Source organism: Bordetella genomosp. 6 (assembly GCF_002119705.1).
Taxonomy (GTDB): domain Bacteria; phylum Pseudomonadota; class Gammaproteobacteria; order Burkholderiales; family Burkholderiaceae_B; genus Bordetella; species Bordetella bronchiseptica_F.
This window is the reverse complement of record NZ_CP021107.1, coordinates 359,631-375,150: the sequence shown is the minus strand read 5'-3', so window position 1 is coordinate 375,150 and position 15,520 is coordinate 359,631. Positions and strand designations below refer to the sequence as shown.

17 protein-coding genes are annotated in these 15,520 nt (G+C 69.3%); 4 read left to right on the top strand and 13 right to left on the bottom strand.

Going from position 1 to position 15,520, the window contains the following annotated elements:
- Positions 1-2 precede the first annotated feature (2 nt).
- From CAL11_RS24455 to CAL11_RS01800, 4 genes are read right to left on the bottom strand one after another with little or no spacing between them, the layout of a single operon-like run.
- Positions 3-155: a hypothetical protein gene (locus CAL11_RS24455; RefSeq protein ID WP_167382429.1), complete on the bottom strand. Its 153-nt coding sequence runs from the start codon at positions 153-155 to the stop codon at positions 3-5.
- On the bottom strand, positions 152-916 hold the full coding sequence (locus tag CAL11_RS01810) for an SDR family oxidoreductase (protein ID WP_033463462.1): 765 nt from the start codon (positions 914-916) through the stop codon (positions 152-154). The genes CAL11_RS24455 and CAL11_RS01810 overlap by 4 nt, the downstream gene beginning before the upstream one ends.
- 36 nt (positions 917-952) lie before the next feature.
- Positions 953-1,582 (bottom strand): 2-hydroxychromene-2-carboxylate isomerase, encoded by a 630-nt coding sequence (locus CAL11_RS01805; protein WP_086091990.1) that lies wholly within the window; start codon positions 1,580-1,582, stop codon positions 953-955.
- Positions 1,579-1,845 (bottom strand): DUF2917 domain-containing protein, encoded by a 267-nt coding sequence (locus tag CAL11_RS01800; RefSeq protein WP_086091989.1) that lies wholly within the window; start codon positions 1,843-1,845, stop codon positions 1,579-1,581. The genes CAL11_RS01805 and CAL11_RS01800 overlap by 4 nt, the downstream gene beginning before the upstream one ends.
- Positions 1,846-1,974: 129 nt before the next feature.
- On the opposite strand from CAL11_RS01800, the gene CAL11_RS01795 reads away from it, so the two are divergent.
- From CAL11_RS01795 to CAL11_RS01780, 4 genes are all read left to right on the top strand, one after another.
- On the top strand, positions 1,975-2,904 hold the full coding sequence (locus tag CAL11_RS01795) for a LysR substrate-binding domain-containing protein (RefSeq protein ID WP_086091988.1): 930 nt from the start codon (positions 1,975-1,977) through the stop codon (positions 2,902-2,904).
- A 40-nt stretch (positions 2,905-2,944) separates the two neighbouring features.
- Positions 2,945-3,931: an MBL fold metallo-hydrolase gene (locus CAL11_RS01790; protein WP_080705660.1), complete on the top strand. Its 987-nt coding sequence runs from the start codon at positions 2,945-2,947 to the stop codon at positions 3,929-3,931.
- A gap of 149 nt (positions 3,932-4,080) precedes the next feature.
- Positions 4,081-5,499: a DUF1254 domain-containing protein gene (locus CAL11_RS01785; RefSeq protein WP_086091987.1), complete on the top strand. Its 1,419-nt coding sequence runs from the start codon at positions 4,081-4,083 to the stop codon at positions 5,497-5,499.
- A 67-nt stretch (positions 5,500-5,566) separates the two neighbouring features.
- Positions 5,567-6,082 (top strand): acyl-CoA thioesterase, encoded by a 516-nt coding sequence (locus CAL11_RS01780; protein ID WP_033463472.1) that lies wholly within the window; start codon positions 5,567-5,569, stop codon positions 6,080-6,082.
- Here the strand turns inward: CAL11_RS01780 and CAL11_RS01775 are convergent.
- From CAL11_RS01775 to CAL11_RS01735, 9 genes are all read right to left on the bottom strand, one after another.
- Positions 6,079-7,080, bottom strand: a complete 1,002-nt coding sequence (locus tag CAL11_RS01775) for a sterol desaturase family protein (protein ID WP_086091986.1) — start codon at positions 7,078-7,080, stop codon at positions 6,079-6,081. The two genes, CAL11_RS01780 and CAL11_RS01775, sit on opposite strands and share 4 nt — an antisense overlap.
- Before the next feature lie 2 nt (positions 7,081-7,082).
- Positions 7,083-7,889, bottom strand: a complete 807-nt coding sequence (locus tag CAL11_RS01770; protein WP_167382428.1) for a polysaccharide deacetylase family protein — start codon at positions 7,887-7,889, stop codon at positions 7,083-7,085.
- Positions 7,873-8,862 (bottom strand): beta-propeller fold lactonase family protein, encoded by a 990-nt coding sequence (locus CAL11_RS01765; RefSeq protein WP_086091985.1) that lies wholly within the window; start codon positions 8,860-8,862, stop codon positions 7,873-7,875. The genes CAL11_RS01770 and CAL11_RS01765 overlap by 17 nt, the downstream gene beginning before the upstream one ends.
- Before the next feature lie 192 nt (positions 8,863-9,054).
- Positions 9,055-9,795: an ABC transporter substrate-binding protein gene (locus CAL11_RS01760; RefSeq protein ID WP_033463478.1), complete on the bottom strand. Its 741-nt coding sequence runs from the start codon at positions 9,793-9,795 to the stop codon at positions 9,055-9,057.
- Between the two features lie 237 nt (positions 9,796-10,032).
- On the bottom strand, positions 10,033-11,043 hold the full coding sequence (locus CAL11_RS01755) for a 2Fe-2S iron-sulfur cluster-binding protein (protein ID WP_086091984.1): 1,011 nt from the start codon (positions 11,041-11,043) through the stop codon (positions 10,033-10,035).
- Between the two features lie 18 nt (positions 11,044-11,061).
- On the bottom strand, positions 11,062-11,541 hold the full coding sequence (locus CAL11_RS01750) for a GlcG/HbpS family heme-binding protein (protein ID WP_086091983.1): 480 nt from the start codon (positions 11,539-11,541) through the stop codon (positions 11,062-11,064).
- 24 nt (positions 11,542-11,565) lie between these two features.
- Complete coding sequence (locus CAL11_RS01745; RefSeq protein ID WP_086091982.1) at positions 11,566-13,026, bottom strand: aldehyde dehydrogenase family protein; 1,461 nt, start codon at positions 13,024-13,026, stop codon at positions 11,566-11,568.
- A 44-nt stretch (positions 13,027-13,070) separates the two neighbouring features.
- On the bottom strand, positions 13,071-13,802 hold the full coding sequence (locus tag CAL11_RS01740) for a TenA family transcriptional regulator (protein ID WP_033463486.1): 732 nt from the start codon (positions 13,800-13,802) through the stop codon (positions 13,071-13,073).
- 121 nt (positions 13,803-13,923) lie between these two features.
- On the bottom strand, positions 13,924-15,432 hold the full coding sequence (locus CAL11_RS01735; protein WP_033463488.1) for a hypothetical protein: 1,509 nt from the start codon (positions 15,430-15,432) through the stop codon (positions 13,924-13,926).
- Positions 15,433-15,520 lie beyond the last annotated feature (88 nt).

Below are 15,520 nucleotides of genomic sequence, written 5' to 3'. Positions count from 1 at the left end.
CCTCAGTTGCCGCGGGCCGGCGCCGGCGCGCCGCCCGCCTCTTCCTTGCGATGCCAGTGAAACGCGACGCGCCGGATGCGCGCGGCGCGGAACTGGACTTGCGAACGGCCGCCCGGCATGGGCGCGCCGCGCTGGGCACTGCTGCTGTTTTTCATTTGCCGCCTGAAACCTCGATGAACGACCCGGTCGTGTAGCCGGCCTCATCGGAACAAAACCACATCACCGCGCCTGCCACTTCCTCCACGGTGCCGCCGCGCCGCAGCGGAATGCCGTCCTTGAGCCGGTCGACGCGGCCCGGCTCGCCGCCGCTGGCGTGCATGTCGGTGTAGATGGTGCCCGGACGCACCGCGTTGACGCGGATCTCGTCGGCGGCCACCTCGCGCGACAGGCCGATGGTCAGCGTATCCAGCGCGCCCTTGGAGGCGGCGTAATCGACATACTCGCCCGGCGAGCCCAGCCGCGCGGCCACCGAAGAGACGTTGACGATGGCGCCGCCGCGCCCGCCATGGCGCGGCGCCATGCGGCGCACGGCTTCGCGGCAACAGACGAAGGCGCCCACCACGTTGGTGGCGAGTATGCGCGTGATGCGGGCCGCGTCCATCTCCTCGACCCGCATCTGCGCCTCGAGGATGCCGGCGTTGTTGACCAGCGCGTCGACCCGGCCCAGTTCTCGGTCGACGGTTTCGAACAGCCGCACGACCTGGGCCTCGTCGGCCACGTCGGCGGGCACCGCCAGGGCCCGCCCGCCCTCGTCGCGGATGGCCTGCACCACCTGCTCGGCGGCGTCGCCGCGCGACCGATAGTTGACGCAGACGGCATAGCCGCGGCGCGCCGCCAGCAGCGCCACGGCGGCGCCGATGCCGCGCGCCGCGCCCGTGACGATCATGACTTTGTTGGGAGACAGATGGTCGATCATGCGAGGGTTCTCCTTCGGCATGGAAAGCGGATGGGATCAGGCGTCGGCCGGCTGCGGGCGGACGGCCCAGGCCAGCGCGTCTTCGAGCCGGTCGTTGCCCCAGAACATCTCGCCATCGACCATGAAGGTCGGCGCGCCGAAAATGCCCAGCGCGCGGGCCCGATCGACCTGCTTGCGCAATGCCTCCTTGGTGGACTCCTGGCGCGCCTGCGCGATCAGCGCATCGGCGTCCAGGTCCTGGACCCGCAGCAGGTCGCGCACCACCTCCTCGGACTGGATCTCGCGGTCCTCAGCGAAATTGGCGCGAAACACGTTCAGGCAGAAATCGACGCCCCATTGCTGGCCCTGGCCCAGCAGCGCGATCCGCGCGGGCAGCACGCCCATGCGCGGAAACACCGCCGGGCGGCTGTACGGCACGCCGTACTTGTCGGCCAGGCGGGCAATGTCGCGCATCATGTACGCGCCCTTGCCCGGAAACAGCCGGAACGGCGAATCGTTCCATCCCTGCGCCTGGAAGATCGGCCCCAGCAGGAAAGGCCGCAGCGCCAGGCGCACGCCCGCCTCGCGCGCCAGCCCGCCTACCCTGGCCATGGCCAGGTAGCTGTAGGGACTGGCGAAGTCGAACCACATCTCGACGGGGGATGCGCTGGGCTGTGGGGCGTTCATCGGTCTGGCTCCGTGGAAGAAATTAGCGCGACCTGCCCATACGGCAGGCCGCTGAGTACGACGTCGTGATCGCTCTGCACCACCACCGAAGCGCCCGGCGCCAGGATGCTGTCCTGCGCGCAGCGGTACTCCGACAGCCACACCGTGCCCGACAGGCAGGCAATGCGCAGGCCGGCGGCGCGCCTCAACAGCATAGTCGAGCCGGCGCCGAGCGCAAATGACATTCCTTCTGTGCAAGAGAGTTCGATGCTGGGGCAAACCATGTCCGATACTCCGCGGCTCCGGGCAAAGCTGGAAAGAAGCGGTAAAAACCGCCGCCGTCATGCTATTTGACGCCCGCCGCGGTATATTGCTCAAGCGACTTCTACGCGGCTTTCGCATGAGCAACAGTCATGTCATTACCCTTGGCCAAACTTCCCCCGCTGGACCTGGTGCGCGGCTTCGTGGCGGTGGGCCGGCGCATGAGCATCACCCTGGCCGCGCAAGACCTGCACCTCACCCAGTCGGCCGTCAGCCGCCAGGTCCGCGCCCTCGAGGCGCACCTGGGCGTGGCGCTGCTGTCGCGCGGGTTCCGCTCGGTCTCGTTCACCTCCGAAGGCGCGCAGCTGTTCCGCACGGCCGACCGCTGGCTGATCGAACTGGGCGAACTGGCCGCGCAATGGCGCGCGCCCGAGCGGCGCACGCCCGTCACGGTGACGTCCACCATTGGCGTGGCGTCGCTGTGGCTGTTGCCGCGCCTGGGCCAGTTCCAGGAAGCGCACCCCAGCATCGACGTGCGCGTGGCGGCCGACAACCGCGTGCTGGACCTGGACCGCGAACAGGTCGATATCGCCATCCGCTACTGCCCGCGCGAGGCCGCGCCCGAAGGCGCGGCGTGGATGTTCGGCGAGACCGTCGTTCCGGTCGCCCATCCCGCGCTGAGCGTGGCCCGCCTGGATGCCGCGGCGCTGGCCGGCCAGGTGCTGCTGGAATTCGACGATCCCACCCGGCCATGGCTGCAATGGGCCGAATGGCTGGGCGCGCAGGGCCTTGGGCGGGCGCGCCCCAAGGGTATGCTGCGCTTCAACCAGTACGACCAGATCGTGCACGCGGCGCTGGCCGGCCACGGCATCGCGCTGGGCCGGCTGGCGCTGATCGCGCCCATGCTGGCCGACGGAAGGCTGGTGCCGCTGGGCGCCCAGCAGGCCAGCGCGGCGCAGTTGGGCTATTGGCTGGTCGTCAATGCGCGGCGCCCTTCGGCCGACGTCGGGACCGTGGCGCACTGGCTGCGGAAGCAGGCCGGCCAGACGGCGCGCGACCTGCCCGTATCCGCGCTATCCTGACACCCCCGGCGTCCCCGCCCTACTTTCTTCGGAGATTCCCATGTCGACCCCGGTCCGCCTCCTTCGCCGCCTCGCCCTGGCCGCCGCGCTGACCGCCGCCGGCGCGCAGCCCGCCCTGGCCACCGCCCCGGTGCTTACCGAGCAGGCTCCCGGCTTCCACCGCATGCAAGTCGGCGACTATGTCGTCACCGCCCTGTACGACGGCTATGTCGACCTGGATCCCAAGCTGCTCAAGGGCGCCAGCGCCCAGGATATCCAGACGCTGCTGGCCAGCATGTTCGCGTACCGCGCCAGCGGCATGCAGACGGCCGTCAACGGCTACCTGGTCCACACCGGCAAGCAGCTGGTACTGGTGGATACCGGCGCGGGCGCCTGCTTCGGCCCCACGCTGGGACGCCTGGACGCCAACCTGCGGGCGGCCGGCTACCGCGCGGACCAGGTAGACCTGGTGCTGCTGACCCACCTGCATCCGGACCACGCCTGCGGCCTGCTCGACGCCCAGGGCGGCAGGCTGTTCCCCAACGCCGACGTGTACGCGGCCCGCGCCGAAGCCGACTTCTGGCTGAGCGCGGCGGCCGCCGCGCAAGCCCCCGCCGATGCGCAGCCTTTCTTCAAGATGGCGCGCGACTCGGTGGCGCCCTACCAGGCCGAAGGCCGCTTCCTGACCTACGCCAATGGCGATGCGCTGCCGGCCGGCATCCAGGTCGTGCCCAGCCCTGGCCACACGCCGGGCCACACCTCGTACCTGTTCGAGTCGTCGCAGCACAGCCTGCTGGTCTGGGGCGATATCGTGCACAACCATGCGGTGCAGCTGGCCCGTCCGGAAGTCGCGCTCGAGTTCGACGTGGATGGCGCGCAGGCCGTGACCACCCGCAAGAAGATCTTCGCCGACGCGGCGCGCGACCGCCTGTGGGTGGCCGGCGCCCATATGCCGTTTCCGGGCCTGGGCCACGTCAACGTGGACGGCCAGGGCTACGCCTGGGTGCCGGCCGAGTACGGCCCGCTGCGCACGCCGCCCCGGCCCTGAGGCCAGCCCTAGCGGCGGATTAGGCGGCCGGAACTTCGCCTGTTCGGCGCTTGGGCCGCGGCGCGCCGCTGCTACGATGGCCGCCTTGTCCATCGTCCGCGCGGCGCGCCTCCACCGTACGGCGCCGCGCCGCCCTCGTGGAGCACCGCATGCGCCGCAACCGATTCCTGGCCGCCCTGCTGGCGGCCGCCAGCCTGCTGGCCACCGCGCCGGCGCACGGCCAGCCCGCGCCCGCCGCCGTCCTCGCCAGCGATGAGGCGCAGCGCATCGCGCTCGATGCCTATGTGTATTTCTACCCCCTGGTCGTGATGGACCTGAGCCGGCGCCAGGACACCGGCGGCAAGGGCCCCGGCCGCGCCCCCGCCAACACCTTCGCGCACGAGCGCCGCCTGCCGCAGGCCGACTTCCGCCGCCTGCCCCGGCCCAACTTCGACATGCTGCGCTCGTCGGCCTGGCTGGACCTGTCGACCGGCCCGGTCGTGATTTCGACGCCGGACACCCATGGCCGCCTGTACACGCTGTCGGTGCTGGACATGTGGACCGACGTATTCGCGGTGCTGGGCAAGCGCACCACCGGCACGACGCGCGGCAACCACGCCATCGTGCCGCCGGGATGGACGGGCGCGCTCCCGCGCGGCATGCACCGGATCGACGCCCCCACCGCGCAGGTCCGGGCCCAGCTGTACGTGCAGACCGGAGGCTCGTCCGAATACCCGGGCGTGCACGCCGTGCAGGACGGCTTCATCCTGACCCCGCTGGCCGAATGGAACCAGCAGGCGCAGTCGGTGCGACTGCGCTCCGATCCGGAGCTCGACGCGCTCACGCCGGCGCAGCGGCAAGTGGAAGGCATGAACGCCGAAGACTACTTCGGCTATGCCGCGGAACTGCTGCGCAAGCATGCGCCGCACGCCACCGACCAGCCGATGCTGGCGCGGCTGCGCCGCCTGGGGATCGTGCCGGGCCAGCAACTGGCCTTCGCCCGCCTGCCCAACACCGTCCAGCAGGCGTTGCGCCACGCCGTGCGCAACGGCCCCCAGGCCCTGCGCGACAGCCTGCCGGCGACGGGATCGCTGGCCAATGGCTGGCAGGCCAATGCGGACGGCATCGGGGCCTACGGCAATGCCTACCTGCGCCGCGCCATCACGGCGCAGACCCGCCTGGGCGCCGGCCTGCCGGAAGACGTAACGGCCATGCTGCTGCTGGCCGACGCCGCCGGCCGCCCGCTCGAGGGCGGGCAGCGCTACGTGCTGCGTTTCGAGGCCGACCAGCTGCCACCCGCCGGCGCGCTGTGGTCGCTGAGCGCATACGACGCCCAGGGCTACCCGGTGGGCAACGGTTTCAACCGCTACGCGCTGGGCGACCGCGACCCGGTGCGCTACAACCCGGACGGATCGCTGGAGCTGTACCTGCAGCGCGACCCGCCCGGCCCCGACGACCAGGCCAACTGGCTGCCCACCGGCGAAGGCGCGCCCGGCGTGATCCTGCGCATCTACCTGCCGCACGCCAGCGTGCTCGCCGGCCGCTGGACGCCGCCGGCGGCGCGCCGCGTCGAGGCGGCGGACGACTAGCCGCCGCCACACCGCGGGCGCCCCGGGCCTGAGATAATGGGATGTTTGCAACACACCCGGCCTTGCCATGGAAGACGCCTTCAGCCACCAATTGTCGATGACCATCCTGATGACGCCGGATATGGCGAACTTCTCGGGCAATGTGCACGGCGGCACCATTCTCAAGTACCTGGACCAGGTCGCCTATGCCTGTGCGAGCCGCTATGCGGGCCAGTATGTGGTCACGCTGTCGGTAGACCAGGTGGTCTTTCGCGAGCCCATCCATGTCGGCGAACTGGTGACCTTCCTCGCCTCGGTCAACTACACCGGCCGCACCTCGATGGAAATCGGCATCAAGGTGGTCACCGAGGATATCCGCCGCAAGCTGGTGCGCCATACCAATAGCTGCTACTTCACGATGGTGGCGGTCGACGACAACGGCCAGCCCACCGCCGTGCCGTCGCTGGAGCTGCGCAGCCTGGAAGAGAAGCAGCGTTTCGAGGCGGCCAAGCAGCGCCGCCTGCTGCGCCAGGAAATGGAAAAGCGCCACCACGCCATCAAGAAGCAGGCCCACGACGACCCGCACCCGGACACCACGCCCTAAGGCGTCTCAGGCCTGGCGTCGCGCGGCACCGGCGCCGGCGTATCGGCATGTCCGGCCATGCGCCGCAGGCCCAGCCACTGCTGCGCCCAGAAGCCGCGCCCGTAATCGCGCCCGCCGGCCTGCGGCAGCTGGTCGTGGATGCCCGTCGGCCCGTAGTCGCCGTCAAAGCGCGCCGTGCCGAACAGCAGGTCCCATAGCGGGAACAGGGCGGCGAAGTTGCAGCCCCCGGTGGGACCGGGCTCCGAGGCATCGTACGCGATGGAATGGTGCCGGCGATGAAAGCGCGGATCGACCAGCAGGCGCTGCCCCAGCGCACCGAAGCTGAGCCGCACGTTGGCGTGCGACAGGCTTTCGGCCAGCTGCGTGATCGCCACCACCGCCACGAACTGCGCGGGCGGGACGCCCACCAGCTGCGACACCAGCACGATGACGGCAGCGCGCAGGAAGTCGTCCAGCAGGTGGTTGCGGTTGTCGCTCCACATCGTCATCTGCCGCTGGCTGTGGTGCACGGCATGCAGCGCCCACAGCCAGCGCACGCGATGCTGGGCGCGATGCCAGGCGTAGTCGACGGCATCGAAGACCAGCAGATACAGGACCAGGCTGACCCAGGCCAGGTCGGTCACGCCGGGCCATATCTGGTCGAGGTGCCAGGTCGCCAGGCCCCAGGTGTGCATCTGGCCGAACAGGGCATCCCAGAGCGGATCGATGGTGAAGAACAGCGCCAGGCGGAACAGCCCCAGGCGATGCACCAGGGTGTAGAGCACGTCCACCGCCACCTGGCCGCGATCGCGCAGGGGCTCGACCGGCCGCCAGCGCTGCAGCGGCCCGAACACCGCGATCAGCACCAGCAGCTGCAACAGGCCCACCAGCAGCCACATCGTCGCGTCATAGGCGTCCTCGGTGAAGCTGGCCAGCCCGAGGTGGAACAGCGCCGGCTGCACCAGGGCCTCGAACAGCCATTGCTGGCATTGCGAGAACCATTGCGTCAAGGTGTCCATGGTCAGCGATGCGAGGCAATCCATGGCCGGTAGGCCGGATGGGTATCGAGCGTGGCGAAGCAGAACCCCTTGGCTTGCAGCCCGGTGATCAGCGGCTCCAGCACGGCGGGCGCCCAGGGATCCTTGCGCGACCAGATGCCCAGGTGCGCCAACAGGATATCGCCGGGACGGATATTTTGCAGCGCCTGGCGCAGCAGCGCCGCGTTGGAGTATTTGTCGCTGGGCAGTTCGTCGCCCAGGAAGCCCGCCGGCGCCCAGCCCACATGCGCGTAGCCGCAGGCGCGCGCGGCCCGCAGCAGCGCCGGCGAGGTCTTGCCGCCGGGCGCGCGAAACAGCGGCAGCATGGCCGCGCCCGCCATCTCGCGCAGGCGCCGCGCCGGCTGCCGCAGCGCTTCGCAGTACTGCGCCGCGCTCCAGTCCTGGCTCACGCCGGCCCGTGGGCCGGCGCTGGGCCGCACGCGGAACCCCCCATCGGGCAGGTCGCGCTGCCAATACGCGTGGTCGTAGGTGTGGGAGGCGAACACATGCCCTTCGGCGGCCCGGGCGCGCCACCACGCGGCCCATTGCCCGTCCAGGCTGCCGCCGCCATCCAGCGTGCGCTCGTTGGCCAGGAAAAAGGTGACGCGCACGCCATGGCGCGCCAGCACCTCGGCCACCAGATCGGCCACGCCCATGTGCCCGGTATCGAAAGTCAGGTACACCGGCCTGGCGCAGGCCGCGGCCGGCTCGCCGGCGGCAGGGGCCGTGCTGGCGGCCACCGCGCCAAGCGCGGCGGCCAGCCCGCCCAGGATGCTAGCGCGCCGCCGCATGGCCGAGCGTCCACACACCGTGCGGCGATCTGCCGACACGCACCTGCTGGCTCACCTTTTTGGTCTCCAGGTCTATCACCGTCAGCTTGCCTGCCCAGCGCGAGGTCACCAGCAGCGTCTTGCCGTCGGCCAGCACATCCATGCAGTCGGGGCCGCCCGGCGCCGGATAGCTGTCCACCACTTCCAGCGTCTGCATATCGATGCGGCTGATGGTGTTGGCGGCCCGGTTGCTGACGAACAGGTGGCGGCCGTCGCCCTGGGCGCGGAACGCGTGCGCGCCGGCGCCGGTCTTGATGCGCTTGAGCAGCCGCGCCGGACTGGCGGTCAGGTCATAGGCCTCGACGTAGCTGTCGCCTGTCAGCGCCACCAGCAGGGTCCTGTCGTCGCCGGTGACGAACACGTCGGCGGGCGTCTTGCCGACCGGGATGGTCCACAGCGGCGCCTGCGTGCCCAGGTCGATGGCGACCAGCTGGTCGCTGTCCTGCAACGTCACATAGGCGACGCGGCTGCCGCTGTCGATGGCGATATGGCTGGGCGTCTTGCCGGCCGGGATGCGGCGGGCCAGTTTCAGGTCGAAACCCTCGGGCCGCCGCTCCCAGCTGTAGATATCGATATGGTCGAGCCGGTTGGCCGCCGTGACGAACCACTTCATGTCCGGCGAGAAACGCAGATGGTAGGGATCGACGATGCCGGTCAGCGTGTGCTGCACCGCGCCGGTACGCGGGTCCAGCAGCGTGATGGTGTCGCTCATGGCGTTGGCCACCATCAGGGACTGCTCGTCCGGCGTCAGGTACAGGTGATGCGGTTCCTTGCCGGTCGGCACGCGGCGCATTTCGGCATAGGTCTGCGAATCGATGATGCTGACATCCGCATTGAGCGAATTGAGCACGAAAATCGGCGTCGCCGTCGCCGAGACACAGCAGGCCAACCCTGCGCCGGCGAGGGCGCAACGGACCATATGCAGGGGGTTCAAGATCGCTCGACCGCAAAAAGAATAATCGACGGGGCACGACCGGCTGCATCGTCAGGCGGTCCGGCGATATTGTGGCATAGCGGCATGCCGAAAAGCGCGCCGCCACGGGCCGCGCCGGCAAACCCCGCCGCTTGTTGCGGGCCGGCAACAGCGCGGCCGGCGCCGCCCCATTTTCCGGCCTGGCCAGGCGCCTCAGCCGTCCCGGCCGGGCGGCGCCACGGAAGCGCCCTGGATGCCATGGCGCGCCAGCGCCTGGGCCACGAACCCATTGCTCTTCATGCTCTCGACGAAGGCATCCAGGCAGGCGGCGGCCGCTTCGCCGCGCGCCTTGGGCAGGCCCATGGCCTGCCTGATCACCATGAAGCGTCCCGGCAGCAGCCGCACGCCGCCCACGCGCCGCGCATCGGCCTGCAACTGCTGCCTGACGCCGGCCGCCACGTCCAGCCGCCGGGCCAGGAAGGTGTCGACCACCGCCTGCGAGCTGGCCGCGCGCACGATCTCGGCATGCTGCAAGGCGCGCGTCAGGTGCAGGTCATAGGCGCTGCCCTTGCCGACGGTGACGCGCGTGCCGGCGCGGTCGACGTCTTCGTTGGCCCGCAGCGGGGAGTCGTCGCGCACCAGGTACGCCCCTTCGATCAAGACATACGGGCTGGTGAAGGCAATATCCGCGCCGCGCGCCGGATCGATGGCGAAAAAACCGATGTCGGCCTCTTCCCGGCTGACGGCATCGACCGACTGCCCGGCCGTGTCGAACACCCGCAGCTCGATGCCGGCGTTCAGGCGCCGGGCGAATTCCCGCGCCAGGTCGACCGACACGCCGACGGCCTGGCCCGCCGCATCGGTGCCGGCCAGGATGGGATTGCCCAGGTTGATGGCGGCGCGCAGCTTGCCGGCGGGCAGGAAAGCCGGGCGCAATTCGGGGTCGATCATCATGGCGGCGCTCGCAGGACGGGGCCGCGCCGCCAGGGCGCGGCCGGATTCGGGTCGAACGCCTATTCTATCTACTCGGGTGCCTGTCCCCGTAGGGGGACAGGCACCCGAAACTTCTGGCTGCCTCGTATGGGGACAGGCGCCCGCAAACTTCTGGCTGCCTGCCCCGCAGGAATCCAGGTGTCTGTCCCCACTGGGACAGGCCCCCCGGGCGCCCCACGGCCCCCCGGCGCCCGCCCCTCAGGCCGCGGCCGCCAGCGGATGCTGGAAGGTGAAGCTGTCGGCGTACAGATGGTCCAGGCTGGCGCCGCGCTCGGCGAAACGGCGCCTGGCCTGCGCGATCATGGTCGGCGACCCGCACAGGTACAGCGCGTGCTCGGAAAGGTCGTCGAAGTCCTGCAGCACCGCATCCTGCACATAGCCGCTGCGACCCAGCCAGCCGGCATCGGGGCGCGACAGCACCGGCACGAAATCGAACTCGTACAGCCGGCCCTGCCATGACGCGATGGTGTCGCGCAGGTACAGGTCGGCCTCGGTGCGCATGCCCCAGTACAGGCTTACCGGCGGGCAGTCGTCGTCATCCAGCAGGGATTCCAGCATGGCCTTGATCGGCGCCAGCCCGGTGCCGGTGGCCACCATCACCAGCGGCCGGTAATCCTGCTCGTGGTAGCAGAAGGTGCCCAGCGGCGCTTCGATCTCCAGCGGCGCGCCCGCCTGCGCGGCGGCCAGCCAGCGGTCGGTGAACCGCCCGCCGGCAATGCGGCGCACGTGGAAATCCAGCCGTCCGTGGCGCGGATCGGACGCCATCGAGAAGCTGCGCGTCTGCCCGTCGGGCAGCACGATATTCATGTATTGCCCGGCGCGGTAGTCCGGCCATTGTTCGGGATCGACGTCCAGCGCCAGGTGCGTCACATCGCTGCACAGCGGCGCGATGTGCGCCACGCGGGCGGCGATGCGGCGCGGCTCGGCGAAGGCCGGCCCGCTGGCCACGCTGATCGCCAGGTCGGAGCAGGCGCGTGCCTGGCATACCAGGGCGTAGCCGCATGCCGCTTCCTCCTCGCTCAGCGCCATGGGCTGCTCTTCGTATTCGACCCGGCCCTCCAGCAGCTTGACGCGGCACGTGCCGCAGCCGCCGAAGGTGCATTCGTGCGCCATCCGGACGTTGGCGCGCGTGGCGGCATCCAGCACCGACTCGCCGGGCTCGGCGCTGAACTGCTCGCCGGTTTCCATCAGATGAATGCGATAAGCCATGGCGGTTCCGTCGTGCGCCTACTTCTTGATGTCGGCGGCGACCATCACCTTCATGCCGCGCTCGGCCAGCATGTCGGCCAGCGCCTGCAGCGCCGCCACGCCGGCCTTGGTGTCCTGCTCGCCATTGCCGCCGCTCAGGCCGACGCCGCCTATGACCTCGTCATCGACCACGATGGGAAACCCACCCACGAACACGGCGAACTTGCCCTCGAAGCTCCACTGGATGCCGAAGGCTTCGTTGCCCGGCAAGGCCGGGCCGTTGGGCGGCGTGTTGAAAAGGTGGGTCGAGCGCTTGTGGCCGGCGGCGGTGAACGCCTTGTTCCAGGCAATCTGCGGGCCGGTGATGCGCGCGCCGTCCATGCGCTCGAGCGCGATGGGGTAGCCGCCGTCGTCGACGATGCAGATCGACTCCAGCACGCCGATCTCCTGCGACTTGGCAATCGCGGCCTGGATCATGACGCGTGCTTCTTCCAATTCCAATCGATAGATCTGTTTCATGTCGTCCCTTCAAACGTATGGGTTTCAGCCGGCGCGATAGACCGTCTTGATCTGCGTGTAGAACTCCAGCCCGATGCGGCCCGACTCGCGGAACGTCGAGGTGCTGGAGCGCTTCAGGCCGCCGAACGGCGCATTGATCAGGTTGCCCGTGGTGGTGCGGTTGATCTTCACCGTGCCGGCCTGGATATCGCGCGCGAAACGGTGCGCGTACTGCGCATTGGTGGTGGCGATGGCCGCGGCCAGGCCGTATTCGGTGTCGTTGGCCTTGGCGATGGCGTCTTCATAGCCATTGACCTCGATCAGCGCGATGACCGGCCCGAAGATCTCCTCGCGGGCGATGCGCATCTGCTGCGTGACATCGGTAAAGACCGCCGGGGTGAGGTAGTAGCCGCGCTCGTAGCCCGGGCCATCCAGCCGCTCGCCGCCACACAGCAGCCGCGCCTCCTGCTTGCCCACCTCGATGTAGCGCATCACCGAATCGAGCTGCTTGGCGGTGGCCAGCGGACCCAGGTCGAAACTGCCTTCCAGGCTGTTGCCCACTTTCAGGGTCTTGACCTTGGCCAGCAGCTTCTCGGTGAAGGCCGCCTTGACCGGCGCGTCCACCAGCACGCGGCTGGTTCCCGTGCAGGCCTGGCCGCTGAGCGAAAAACCGCCCTTGACGACCAGGTCCACCGCGCGGTCCAGGTCGGCGTCGGCCATGACGATCAACGGGTTCTTGCCGCCCAGCTCCATTTGGGTGCGGGTGGTCATGTCCACCGAGCGGTGGATCTGCTCGCCCGCCGCGGTCGAGCCTGTGAACGACACCGCCCGCACCTGCGGCGCCTGGGTGATCGCCGCGCCGATGGCCGAGGCGCTGCCGGTCACCAGGTTCAGCACCCCGGGCGGCAAGCCCGCCTGCTCGAACGCCTCGACCAGGCGCAGGCCGGACAACGGCGCGTCCGACGACGGCTTGAACACCACGGTATTGCCGGTGATGAGCGCCGGGGCGATCTTGCGCGCCGGGATCGACACCGGGAAGTTCCACGGCGAGATCACCGTCACCACGCCCAGCGGCTCGCGCTGGCTGTACACGACCATGTCCGGATCGTCGTTGACGAAGGTTTCGCCGGTGAACGACTGGCCCTCGGCCGCGTAGAAGCGGATGGTCTGCGCCGAGCGCAGGACTTCGTCCTTGGCCAGGTTCAGCGCCTTGCCTTCCTCGCGCGTGAGCTCGCGGCCGAACTGCTCGGCATGCGCCTCCAGGTAGTCGGCGGCGCGTTGCATCAGCGCGACGCGCTTGGACACGGCCAGGTTGCGCCAGCCGTCGAAGGCCGCCTGCGCGGCGGCCACCGCCGCGGCCGCATCCTCGGCCTGCGAGGCCTGGAAGCGCCCCACGATGTCGTCGGTGTCGGCCGGGTTCACGTTGGGGTAGGTCTTGCCCGCGGCGCAGGCGACCCATTGCCCGCCGATATAGTTCTTGAACTCGTGGTTCCGTAGATCTTCCACATCAGACCTTTCAGGTTGCGGGCGCCGCCTCCCGGCGGCGCGGTTCAGGCGGCCAGCTTCAGCTTGTCCAGCGACAGCTCGTGCTGCACATAGTCGGTGTACAGGGCGGTGGTGTAGAGCAGCCGCATCTGCGCGCCGACTTCGCAGATCCGCAGGCAGCGTTGCTGCAGCTCGGGCGTGTTAGCGTGCTCGAGCACGATCTGATAGCCGCGCTCGCCGTGGATCTCGTCCGAGACGATGTGCAGATCGAAGAACTCGACTTCCTCATCGGTGAAGCCGTACTTCTCGCGCAGCGTGGGCGTCTGCTTGCGATAGATCGACGGCACCTGCGACTCCAGGCCCACCACCAGGCCGGCCACCGCCACGATGGGGTCCTCGCGCATGGCGACGGCATAGCACCAGCTCTGCAGGCCGCGCGTGGTGGGCGACATGTTGTCGGGGCTGACCACGCGTTCGCGCGTGGTGCCGCAGGCTTCGGCGAAGCGGATCAGCAGGTCGGTGTGGCGGTCGCCGCCGATTTCCTCTTCATACATATTGGCCAGCAGGAAATCCTTGGCCTCGGTATAGGCGTCGGGCGTACGGCCGTAGATGTAGGCCAGGTAGTCGGCGAACGGGCCGACATAGTGATAGTGGTTCTCGGCCCAGCGCGCCAGGTGTTCGCGGCTGAGCTGGCCGCTGGCCCAGGCGATGCTGAACGGCGATGCGTTGGCGCTCTTGCCCTTGATGGCGTTTTCCAACGCGCTGCGGAATTCTTCTCGGCTCATCAAATCCGACATGGTCTGCTCCTTTGTAGATAGCGCTGGCGCAAAGCGCGCTGGCGAGAATGTTTGGATATTGTATACTGTAAGCACTAAATAAAAGCCCGGGAAAACCCGCATTCCCGGGCCCGCCGCCGCTTCAGGACCAGATCACGATGGCGGCAATCGTGGAAGCGCTCAGGGCCAGCAGTACCGGCAGCATCAGGGCGCGCACCATGTCGAGCACGTGCACGCGGGCAAAGCCGGCCACCGCGATCAGCGATGACCAGGCGATCAGCGTCCCGCCGCCGGTCCATACGGCGCCCATCTGGCCCACCGCGGCCAGGGTCGCCGGGTCGATGCCCACCACGGGGCCCAGGGCGCCGGACAGGGTGCCGGTCAGCGGCAGGCCGGCAAAACCCGAGCCGTCGATGCCGGTCACCATGCCCACCAGCAGCACGCCGAAGGCGACCAGGTAGTGGTTTTCGGGAATCAGGTGCTGGGCGGCGCTGATCAGGTCGAACAGCAGGCCCGGCGCATGCCCGGATTCCAGCCCCAGGATGGGCGCGGCGGTCTCGGCCGCGCCGATGAAGAAGAAACCGGCGATCGGCAGCACCGAGCCCATGGCGCGAAACGCGAACACGAAGCCGTCGGTGACGTGCTCGGGGCAGACGTCGAGCATGCGGCGCGGACCTTCGGCCGCCAGCGTGGCCAGCATCATCAGCATGAACGCCACCCCGCCCACCAGCGCGGCCGCGTCGCCGCCGCGCAGCGCCGGCAGGCCGGGCACCAGCCGCGGCAAGGCCATCAGCGCGATCACGCCCAGGAAAGCGATAGGCGTGATCAGCGCAAAAGCGCGCGACCAACCGGCCAGGCGCGCATCGGCCCCGCCCTTGACCGGCTGGCTGGCGCCACGCGCCAGCTCGGCCTTGTCGAACGAGCCCGAACCCTCGATGCGCGCGAGTTCGCCGTCCTGCGCGCGCGCCTGCCAGGCCGCCAGCAGCGCCGTATCGCCCGGCACGATGTGCTTGCGCATGAAAAGGTAGGTCATCACCAGGGCGATCGCGCCCGTGATGACCGATAGCACCAGTGCCCGGTCGGCCACCACCGCGGCGCTCACCGCCGCGCCCGCCGCCTTGGCGCTGATCCCCGGGGCCACGCCGATGACGTAGTCGGACGACAGGGCCATGCCCTGCCCGGCGATGGCGATCGCCATCGCGCCCGCCAGCGGCGGCAGGCCCGCCGCCACCGCCGCCGGCAGCAGGATGGCGCACACCAGCGGCACCGCCGGCGTCGGCCAGAAGAACAGCGACAGGCCATAGGTACAGCCGGCCAGGATCAGGAACGAGGCATGCCCGTTGGTCATGACGCGGCGCAAGGGTTGCACCATGCGCACGTCGGCCTGCAGCACCTTCAGCGCATTGAGCAGCGCCGTCATGAAGGTGATCACCAGGAAAATATTGAACAGTTCCTTGGCCGCCACGAAGCTGGCGGTGAAAATCCCCACCAGCGCCTGGATCGGGCTGCCCGTGAAAGCCAGCACGACCAGAAACGTGCCCAGCACCGACGGAACCACGACATTGGCCCGCAGGACCATCGTGAGAATGATGGCCACCACACTGAGCAGGTACACCCAATGGGCGGCGCCCAGCACGACATCAGACTGCATACCGCTTCCCCTTGTTCACGCACGGGCTGAAGCCCGCGCTCAAACTGTATACTATATTTAATTTGATTTTGATCAAAGCGGAAAGCCG

Excerpts from the sequence above, each read along its gene's own strand:
- CAL11_RS24455 (WP_167382429.1), bottom strand. The coding sequence starts at position 155 with ATGAAAAACAGCAGCAGTGCCCAGCGCGGCGCGCCCATGCCGGGCGGC.
- CAL11_RS01810 (WP_033463462.1), bottom strand. The coding sequence starts at position 916 with ATGATCGACCATCTGTCTCCCAACAAAGTCATGATCGTCACGGGCGCG.
- CAL11_RS01805 (WP_086091990.1), bottom strand. The coding sequence starts at position 1,582 with ATGAACGCCCCACAGCCCAGCGCATCCCCCGTCGAGATGTGGTTCGAC.
- CAL11_RS01800 (WP_086091989.1), bottom strand. The coding sequence starts at position 1,845 with ATGGTTTGCCCCAGCATCGAACTCTCTTGCACAGAAGGAATGTCATTT.
- CAL11_RS01795 (WP_086091988.1), top strand. The coding sequence starts at position 1,975 with ATGTCATTACCCTTGGCCAAACTTCCCCCGCTGGACCTGGTGCGCGGC.
- CAL11_RS01790 (WP_080705660.1), top strand. The coding sequence starts at position 2,945 with ATGTCGACCCCGGTCCGCCTCCTTCGCCGCCTCGCCCTGGCCGCCGCG.
- CAL11_RS01785 (WP_086091987.1), top strand. The coding sequence starts at position 4,081 with ATGCGCCGCAACCGATTCCTGGCCGCCCTGCTGGCGGCCGCCAGCCTG.
- CAL11_RS01780 (WP_033463472.1), top strand. The coding sequence starts at position 5,567 with ATGGAAGACGCCTTCAGCCACCAATTGTCGATGACCATCCTGATGACG.
- CAL11_RS01775 (WP_086091986.1), bottom strand. The coding sequence starts at position 7,080 with ATGGACACCTTGACGCAATGGTTCTCGCAATGCCAGCAATGGCTGTTC.
- CAL11_RS01770 (WP_167382428.1), bottom strand. The coding sequence starts at position 7,889 with ATGCGGCGGCGCGCTAGCATCCTGGGCGGGCTGGCCGCCGCGCTTGGC.
- CAL11_RS01760 (WP_033463478.1), bottom strand. The coding sequence starts at position 9,795 with ATGATGATCGACCCCGAATTGCGCCCGGCTTTCCTGCCCGCCGGCAAG.
- CAL11_RS01755 (WP_086091984.1), bottom strand. The coding sequence starts at position 11,043 with ATGGCTTATCGCATTCATCTGATGGAAACCGGCGAGCAGTTCAGCGCC.
- CAL11_RS01750 (WP_086091983.1), bottom strand. The coding sequence starts at position 11,541 with ATGAAACAGATCTATCGATTGGAATTGGAAGAAGCACGCGTCATGATC.
- CAL11_RS01740 (WP_033463486.1), bottom strand. The coding sequence starts at position 13,802 with ATGTCGGATTTGATGAGCCGAGAAGAATTCCGCAGCGCGTTGGAAAAC.
- CAL11_RS01735 (WP_033463488.1), bottom strand. The coding sequence starts at position 15,432 with ATGCAGTCTGATGTCGTGCTGGGCGCCGCCCATTGGGTGTACCTGCTC.